9 protein-coding genes are annotated in these 8588 nt (G+C 67.0%); 2 read left to right on the top strand and 7 right to left on the bottom strand.

Translation table 11 applies throughout. The features are described 5' to 3' along the window. Together mreC and Q8M13_RS07995 are read right to left on the bottom strand one after the other, a co-directional pair. On the bottom strand, nucleotides 1–962 hold a 962-nt coding region (gene mreC / locus Q8M13_RS08000), incomplete at its 3' end, for a rod shape-determining protein MreC (protein ID WP_305299263.1). Between the two features lie 63 nt (nucleotides 963–1025). Beyond that, entirely contained in the window at nucleotides 1026–2069 is a 1044-nt protein-coding gene (locus Q8M13_RS07995; RefSeq protein WP_305299262.1) for a rod shape-determining protein, read from the bottom strand. A 442-nt stretch (nucleotides 2070–2511) separates the two neighbouring features. Here Q8M13_RS07995 and Q8M13_RS07990 point away from each other — a divergent pair, with 442 nt between their 5' ends. Both Q8M13_RS07990 and Q8M13_RS07985 read left to right on the top strand, forming a co-directional pair. Next, nucleotides 2512–4038, top strand: a complete 1527-nt coding sequence (locus Q8M13_RS07990; protein ID WP_305299261.1) for an ABC-F family ATP-binding cassette domain-containing protein — start codon at nucleotides 2512–2514, stop codon at nucleotides 4036–4038. Nucleotides 4039–4070: 32 nt separating this feature from the next. Further along, nucleotides 4071–4424, top strand: coding sequence for a hypothetical protein (locus tag Q8M13_RS07985; RefSeq protein WP_305299260.1), 354 nt, complete (start codon nucleotides 4071–4073; stop codon nucleotides 4422–4424). Nucleotides 4425–4443: 19 nt separating this feature from the next. Here Q8M13_RS07985 and Q8M13_RS07980 read toward each other — a convergent pair whose 3' ends face one another. The 5 genes from Q8M13_RS07980 to Q8M13_RS07960 form a co-directional block, all read right to left on the bottom strand. After that, complete coding sequence (locus tag Q8M13_RS07980) at nucleotides 4444–4962, bottom strand: PTS sugar transporter subunit IIA (protein ID WP_305299259.1); 519 nt, start codon at nucleotides 4960–4962, stop codon at nucleotides 4444–4446. 140 nt (nucleotides 4963–5102) lie between these two features. Continuing rightward, nucleotides 5103–5864 (bottom strand): molybdate ABC transporter substrate-binding protein, encoded by a 762-nt coding sequence (gene modA, locus Q8M13_RS07975; protein WP_305299258.1) that lies wholly within the window; start codon nucleotides 5862–5864, stop codon nucleotides 5103–5105. 67 nt (nucleotides 5865–5931) lie between these two features. Then, on the bottom strand, nucleotides 5932–6723 hold the full coding sequence (locus tag Q8M13_RS07970) for a TOBE domain-containing protein (protein ID WP_305299264.1): 792 nt from the start codon (nucleotides 6721–6723) through the stop codon (nucleotides 5932–5934). A gap of 84 nt (nucleotides 6724–6807) precedes the next feature. Beyond that, nucleotides 6808–7689, bottom strand: coding sequence for a DMT family transporter (locus Q8M13_RS07965; RefSeq protein ID WP_305299257.1), 882 nt, complete (start codon nucleotides 7687–7689; stop codon nucleotides 6808–6810). Nucleotides 7690–7786: 97 nt separating this feature from the next. Then, nucleotides 7787–8588, bottom strand: an 802-nt coding sequence (locus Q8M13_RS07960; RefSeq protein ID WP_305299256.1) for an alpha-isopropylmalate synthase regulatory domain-containing protein, incomplete at its 5' end; no start/stop codon positions are given.

Genomic DNA, 8588 nt, shown 5'->3' with positions numbered 1-8588 from the left:
GCCGTCGTCGTTGGCGCAGCGGCCGTCGCGCCGGCCGCAGTCACGCCCACCGCGGGCATCGGGCTGGCCGGCGGCGGCACCGGCATCTTGTCGAGTTCGGCGGCCGCGGCGGCGCTGAGCTGCGAGAAGTCCTGGAACAGTAGAATGCGGACGAAATCGACCGGCGCAGCGTCGGAGGCCAGAACCGCACGCCAGCGCCCGTCCAGGCCCTTCACGGCCAAACCGACCGGCAGGCCACGCGGCAGCACCCCGCCGTCGCCGGACGTCACCAGCCGGTCGCCCGGCTTCACCGGCTCCTGGCCGCGCAAATATTCGAGCCGGGGATTGGGACCGCCATCGCCGGTCAGGATTGCGCGCGCATTGGTTCGCTCGATCATGACCGGCGTGCGCGAGGCGATGTCCGTCAGCAGCAGGATCCGGCTGGCGCCATCGGTTACACCGATGACCCGCCCGATCAGGCCGTTCTCGCTCATCACCGGGTTGCCGGTGATGATGCCCTTCTCCCGTCCGGCGTTCGCCAGGCGCGTATTGGAGAACGGTCCGCGCGCCTCGCTGACCGTCCGCGCCGCGACCATGGGAATGGGGGGATCAGTCTTCAGGCCCAGCAAAGCCTTGTAGCGAGTGTTGGTGTCCCGCAACGCCAGCGCCGCGTTCTTCCATTCCGCAGCCTCGGCAAGCTCCGCCTTCAGCCGTCGGTTTTCGGAGACCGCAAAGAAGTAGCCGCGCACCGAATTGACGCCGTCGCCGATCCAACGGCCGGGCGTCACCAGGAAGCCGGTGACCGGCGCGGCAACGGCGTCGCCCACCTGGCGTGTCACGCCATAGGCTTCTGATCTGAAGGTTTCCCGCCGGTCCGACATCAGCAGGCCCACAGCCACGATGATGCCAACCACAAGGGCCACCCCGGCCGTCCATGCCAGCGGGACCCTTACTTCGCCGAACGGATTCTCACGAAGAGCCACCTGAACCTGCTCGCTTCCAAGGCGTAGCTAGGGAGACCTCCCCCAAGCCGCGACTCGCGAATTCTACGCCAGGGTGGACTCGAGAACGCCCTTCATCCACTTCGGATGTTCGAGCACCTTGCCGCAGCCGAGCGCGACGCACGACAGCGGGTCGTCGGCGACGGTCACCGGCAGACCGGTATGGTCCCGAATCTCGGCGTCCAGGCCACGCAGCAGAGCCCCGCCGCCCGTCAGCATGATGCCCTTGTCGGCGATGTCGGACGCCAGTTCCGGCGGCGTGGCTTCCAGAGCCATCTTCACCGCATCGACGATTTGGCCGACCGGCTCGGCCAGCGAATCGGACGCCTGCTTTTCGCTGATGCGAACTTCGCGCGGCACGCCCTGCATCAGGTCGCGGCCCTTGACCTCGATCGACAGGCCTTCGCCGTCGGCCGGAGCCCGGGCGGTGCCGATTTCCTTCTTGATGCGTTCGGCGGTGGTTTCGCCGATCAGCAGATTATGGTTGCGGCGCATGTAGCTGATGATCGCCTCGTCCATCTTGTCGCCGCCGACGCGGACCGAACGCGAATAGACGATGCCCGACAGCGACAGCACGGCCACCTCGGTGGTGCCGCCGCCGATGTCGACGACCATCGAACCGGTCGGCTCGTGGATCGGCAGGCCGGCGCCGATCGCCGCGGCCATCGGCTCGTCGATCAGGCCCACGCGGCGACCGCCAGCGTTAAGGCAGGAATCGTTGATCGCGCGGCGCTCAACGGCGGTGGCGCCTGACGGCACGCACACGATCACCTTCGGATTCACGAAGCCCTTGCGGTTGTGAACCTTGCGGATGAAGTACTTGATCATCTCTTCGGCGACTTCGAAGTCGGCGATGACGCCATCGCGCATGGGGCGGATCGCCTCCATGTGGCCGGGCGTACGGCCGAGCATCTGCTTAGCCTCGATGCCCACGGCGTGAACGACCTTGCGGCCGCCGACGTTGCGGAGCGCCACGACGGAGGGCTCGTTCAGAACGATGCCCTTACCCTTCATGTAAATGAGGGTATTGGCGGTGCCGAGATCGATGGCGATGTCGTTGGAGATAGCGCCGAAGAGGGACGAAAACATGCAGGGCCCTGGGGGTGGAGAGCGGATTGGCGGGGTATGCGAAGCCCAGGCTGCCAACGCTTCGTTTCGAATCTCGAAACGTCATGCGGCGTCAGCCTCCGCTTGCAGGACAGATGGTCCGTGTGCCCTGCCATTGGGTTCATTTCAAGGCTTAATGACAGGCGTGTGGTTTCGCGTCGCACGCGAGTGATGCGACGAGCCGCCGCCAGACCTCCCGCGACATGCTTAAGCTTCACGATTCAACGGGAAGCGGAGCCCAAAGCCATCCCAAGAGCTTCGATCCATGAGACCCGCTGGTCTCGCGCCATACGAGCGCTAGGCCCTCGGCCGTTCGGGCGGCGATAGTCGCAGGACTGTCGCCCAGGAGCTACAGCCGCGCCCCTCGGCGGCGACTACTAATTCGCCTCCGCCTACCACTGTTACGATCAAGTCAGCGCATCACATGTCATCCCGCCAGGCCGTTCTGGGCGTCGAAAACGCCAGCTTCTTCTACGGCTCCAGCCGCGTATTCGAGGGCGTGAGCTTCCAGCTGGACGACGCGCGCACCGCCCTGGTCGGCGAAAACGGCGCCGGCAAATCAACCCTGCTGAAGTGCCTGCTCGGCGAACTGGAGCTGATCGACGGCCAGATCGTGCGCTCGCGCGGCCTGAAGATCGGCTACGTGCCGCAGGACGTCCCCAAGGGATTGGCCGACCGCACCGTCCGCGAAGTGCTGGAAAGCGCCCTGCCCTCCACCGACGGGTCGGAAGACTGGAAGGTCGATGTCCTGCTGGATGAGATCGGCGTGTCCTACGAAACCGCCCAGCAAGCCTTCGGGTCGCTCAGCGGCGGCTGGCAACGACTGATGCTGATCGCAGCGGCGGCCAAGCTGTCCGAACCTGATCTGTTGATCCTCGACGAACCGACCAACCACCTGGATCTCTCCAACATCAACACACTGGAGACCTGGCTCGGCGAGAACGACCGGCTGCCCATGCTGATCGTCAGCCACGACCGCGAGTTCCTGGAGCGGACCACCAGCCGCACCTTGTTCCTGCGCGCTGACGGCGCCCACAGCTTCAACACCCCGTTCATCGAGGCGCGCGAGGCCCTGCTCCAACGCGACGCCGCCGACGCCGTCCGCCGGCAACTAGAGACCAAGGAGATCGAGCGACTGCAGAAGGTCGCCGCTCGCTACCGGGTCTGGGGCGTGAAGAACGACAAGTTCGACAAGCGCGCCAAGGCCACAGAAAAACGCATCGAACGCATCGAGGCCGAGCGAACCGGCGCCTATTCGGCCCGCGAGCGCCGGCTGGAACTGCACGACGGCGAGATGGACGCAAAGGTCGCCCTGCGCATCCAGAACTACGCCGTCACCACGCCCGACGGCGGCCGAAAGCTGTTCCACATCGATCGCCTGGCCGTTTCGAAGGGCGACCGGATCGCCCTGCTGGGCGTCAATGGGACCGGCAAGTCGATGCTGCTAGGCGCCCTGGCCCGCGCCTTCGACCCCGAGCTTGAGCACTATGACGGCCAGGCTCCGATCCGCTTCAACCCGCAGAGCCGGCTGGTCTATTTCGACCAGCGAATGGCCGCCTTGCCGCTGAAGACCAGCCTGGTCGACTACCTGGCCGAAATCGACGGGGCGACAACGCGCGACGCCAACGCCCTGCTGGCCAAGCCCGGCTTCCCTTATGTGCGGATCAAGGGCCCGATCGGCGATCTCAGCCACGGCGAGCGCGCCCGGCTGACCTTCCTGAGGATGCAGCTCGCCAAGCCGAACCTCTACCTGCTGGACGAACCGACCAACCACCTGGACATCGAAGGCCAGGAGGCGCTGGAGGCGCAGCTCGAAAGTTCGGACGTCGCCTGCCTGTTCGTGTCGCACGACCGCTACTTCACGCGCTCGGCGGCCACCCGGTTCCTGGAGATCCGCAAGAACCGTCTGGTGGAGGTCGACAGCCCCGACGCGTTCTTCGCCGCCCAATAGGCGCGCGCGGCGAAGCGCGCTAACTGGAAGCCATGCAGAAAGTGATCACCTGGGGCGGTCGGGCCGCCCTGCTCGTCGTCTTCGCAGTGTGCCTCGTCGGGGCGCTGGATCCGCACTACAACGCGCGCAAATGGGCGCCGCCGGCCGACGCGACCATGCACATCATCTACGGCTACCTGCTGACGGTGCTGAGTATCGCCGCCTTGCCGCGCACCAAGCCTTGGTTGATCGGCGGCTTCTATCTGGCTTTGGGCGCCGGCCTGGAGATCACCCAGATCTTTGGTATCGTCTCGGGAACATTCCAGACGAAGGACCTCTTCGCGAATGTCGCCGGCGTGCTGGCGGCGCTGGCGCCGCTAGCATTGGCCAAGCGAAAGGCGCGGTGACGAAATCCTCCGGAGCCTGTCAGGCGAACTGGAGATAGAGGCCCTGACCGGCGTGAACCGGCTCCTCAGCCGGCGTCGCTTCCTCGGCCTCGACAGCTTGATCGAGATAGGCCAGCGCCGCCGCAGGCGTAAGCGCGGTGCGCAGAAGCTTGCGCGTCGGCCCGTCGCGTAGAATCCGCGCCACTTGGGCCAGGCCTGGCAGGAAGCCGCGCGTGTCCTGCTTGGGCCACAACAGACCGAAAGCCATGCCGACCGGCCGGTCGTCTATGGCGACATAGGCGACGGGCTGACTGAGCCGCAGGAAGCAGGCGGCAGGCGCGGAAATGCCGCCAACCAACGCATGCGGAATGGCGATGCCTGATCCAAAACCGGTGGAGCCCGTCTGTTCGCGGGCGACCAAGGCGTCGTTGATCGTCTGCTGATCCAAGCCGGTGCGGCGTGCCAGCTGAACCGCGGCCCGGGCCAGCACCGCGGCCTTATCGGGGGCCTGGACGTCCAGCACGATGTCGCTCTCCAGCAGAACGTTCCGGATCAGCATATCGATCTCCAACTCTACGCAATCTCAACAGGGCGGCTTTCCGGCCGCCAACTATGCTTCAGCTTCCCTTTCAACATGGGCCGAGTTGGGGCGAACCAAAGGCCGCCCGGGTTCGCAATCGCGTGAACGCGCCCTGCCGCCTAGCGGCGCGGGAGCACCGTGAAGCCGTACTTGCGGAAGACCGCCGCAGCCTGCGGGCCGCTGAGAAAGGCCAGGAATTTCGCGGCCTCGGGGTTCTTCGACCCGGCCACCCGGGCGACCGGATAAACGATCTTCGGATGGGTTCCGGCCGGGAACAGCCCCACAATGCGCACCTTCGGCTCCACCCTGGCGTCGGTGTCGTAGACGATCCCCAGCGCGCTCTCGCCGCGCGCCACATATTGCAGCGCCATCCGCACGTTCTCCGCCTGGGCCAGCTTGCCCGACACCCTGTCCCAGACGCCGAGTGCGCCGAGCGAGGCCTTGGCGTACTTGCCGGCCGGCACGTCGGGACCGGCCACCGCCAGGCGCCCGTCGCCGAGCGCCTTGGCTAGCGGCATTCCCTTGCCGATCTTCAAAGCGACCTTGGAGTCCGCCGGCGCGATCAGGGCCAGGTTGTTGGTCAGCAGGTCCTTGCGGCTGGAAGCTACGATCAGCTTGCGGTCGGCCAGATAGTTCATCCAGTCGCTGTCGGCCGAGACATAGATGTCGGCCGGCGCGCCCTGCTCGATCTGCCGGGCGATGGCTGACGAGGCGGCATAGGCGAACCGCGCGTCGCCGCCGCTCTTGGCGTATTGCGCCCCCACCTCATCCAAGGCGTTCTTCAGCGAGGCGGCGGCGAACACGGTCACCGGCGCGGCCTGGGCCGCGCTCGCCATCAGCGAGGCGGCGAGGACGGCGGCGATCCAATGAAGCAGTTTCATCGATCTATCCCTTAGTGATGTCCAGCGGCGGCCGGGTGACGAAGACGTGGGTTCGCCTGGGCAGGTCCTATTCGACCGCCAGAATGACGTGGGGCGCCTTGATCAGCGCGGTGACCACATCGCCGACCGCCAGCCCCAGGGCCTGCGCGCTCTCGCTGGTGATGGTGGCGGTAAGGGTCTTGCCGTGCGCCAACGACAGCGTGATTTCGCTGCTGACCGCGCCGTCTTCGCGATGACTGACCTCGCCGCGAAGCTGGTTGCGGGCCGAGGTCATCAGCCCCTCGCCCTTGGCCAACACGATGAAGCTCGACTTGATGAGGGCGATGGCCGGCTTGCCGGGCGCCAAGCCCAGGTCCTGCACGCTCTGGCGGGTGATGATCGAGATGATCTCGACGCCGTCCGCCACCTTGAGCGCGACCTCGGAATTGACCGCGCCCTCCGTGACCCGACTGACCACGCCCCGCAAGGCGTTCCGCGCGCTGGTCTTCATGCCAAGGCTCCAGAACAATCCGTCAAGTTCGTGATCGCCCGCCAGCCTGGCCTCCAGGCGCGCCAGGGCTTCACCCAACTCGGCGTCGACCTTGTGAAAGGCGTCGATCACCGCATGGCCGCGTGGGGTGATGCTGGCCGCCCCGCCCTGGCGGCCGCCGGGTTGCGCCGCCACCAGCGGGCCGTTGAACAGGTTGTTCAGCGCCTGCACGCCGTCCCACGCGCCCTTGTAGCTGAGACCCACCTGCTTGGCGGCGGCGCTGATCGAGCCGGTTTCGGCCACCGCCTGTAGCAGGGCGATCCGCTCCGCCCCGACCCGGCTCGCGCCGCGCCGAAGGAACAGGGCTGCGTCCAAGCCGTCGGCGCTCATACTCACGAGGGGCTTCCCGTCAGGTTATGAAGTTGGACTACATAACGTTACTCCACGACGATATCCAAGGCCTCGCTGAAGAGGTCAGCCCAGGGCGGTGACCACCACGCCCAGCGCGGTGATGATCCCGCCCACGACCTGCCGGACGGTCAGCCGCTCCTTGAACAACCGCCGGCCGACCGCGGCGGCGACCGGCAGTTCGATGACCCCGACCGCCCGCACTTGCCCCGCCGGCGCCAAGGCGAGCGCGCTGAACCAGAAGGCCGATGCCGCCGCGCCGCAGAAGCCGGCGCCCAGCGACTCGCGCCATGACGCCGCCACCGCCCGCAGCGCCGCCGGACGGGTCATGGCCAGGATCGCCGTCAAGCCAAGCGACTGCAGCGCCTGGGCGACGCAGACTGCGGCCGTGGCGGCGTAGATCGGATGGGCGGGCTCCAGCGCTAGGCCCGCCTGCCGATAGGCGTTCAGCACCACCGCCATCGCCGCGCCGGAGGCGACGCCGAGGACCGAACCGGTCCACGCCCCTTTGGTCATGGCGCGCGAAGGCCAGGACAGGATGCCCAGGCCGACCGTGGTCGCCGCCAGGCCCATCCAACCGCCGAGCCCCATGGCGTCGCCGAACACAAACAACCCCAGCAGCCCGGCCAACGGCAGGTTGGTCTGCTGCATGAAGGTCGCGACCGCGAAGCCCGAGCGCCGCATGGCGAGCAGCAGCAGCCCGGTCTGCACCACCTGCCCGAAGGCCCCGACCGAGATGGCGATCCAGAACCGCCACGAAGACTGCGGCGCGGCGCCTGGGGTCAGCAACGCCACCACGGCGAAGATCGCCAGGGCGAACGGCAACCCGAACAGGAAACGCACCAGCGTCGCGCCCCAGGGCCCGGCGTCGCCCACCAAACCTCGTTGCAGCGCGTTGCGCGCCACCTGCAGCGGCGCGGCGGCCGCTGTCAGTAAAATCCACAGCATGTATCTGGTCCCGCTCGCGCGCACGCAGCCGGAGGCTCAGAGCTGAGCCTCCGGGACGCGGAGATATTGCCTTGAAATCCCGCCTGGGCGGGGGCGGTTAGAAGCCGCTGGCGATCGCCTCGGGGGCGGTCTTCTCTTTACGGGCGAAGAGATTGTTGAGCGCGTTCACATAGGCCTTGGCCGAAGCGGTCAAGGTGTCGGTGTCGGCGGCCTGACCGGTGGCGATCCGGCCGTCTTCCTCCAGACGCACGGAGACCTGGGCTTGGGCGTCGGTGCCCTCGGTCACCGCATGCACCTGGAACAGGCGCAGCATGGCGGTATGCGGCACCACTTCGTGGATCGCGTTGAAGACCGCGTCCACCGGGCCATCGCCGGTCGCCGTGGCCGAGCGTTCATCGCCGTCGACCGAGACCGTCAGCGTCGCTTCCTGCGGACCGTCGGTGCCGGCGATCACGCGCAGATGCTTGACCTGGATGCGGTCGGCGCCCGAGGCCAGGGCGTCGTCGACCAGGGCCACGATGTCGTCGTCGAAGACGTGCTTCTTCTTGTCGGCCAGATCCTTGAAGCGCTGGAAGGCTTCGTTCAGGGCGTTCTGGCCCAGTTCGTAGCCCAGCTCCTTCAGCTTCTCACGGAAGCCGGCCCGGCCTGCATGCTTGCCCATGACTAGGTTGGAAGCGCCCTGCCCCACGGTCTCGGGGCTCATGATCTCGTAGGTGCCGCGGTCCTTCAGCATGCCGTCCTGGTGGATGCCGCTCTCATGGGCGAAGGCGTTCTTGCCGACGATCGCCTTGTTGAACTGCACCGGGAAGCCGGTGATCGCCGAGACATAGCGGCTGGCGCGCGTGATGTGCTGGGTTTCGACGCCCGTATAGTAGGGCAGCGCGTCGCCGCGCACCTTC

The organism is Phenylobacterium sp., assembly GCF_030681155.1.
Taxonomy (GTDB): Bacteria; Pseudomonadota; Alphaproteobacteria; order Caulobacterales; family Caulobacteraceae; genus Phenylobacterium.
This window is presented reverse-complemented; position numbering and strand designations above follow the sequence as displayed.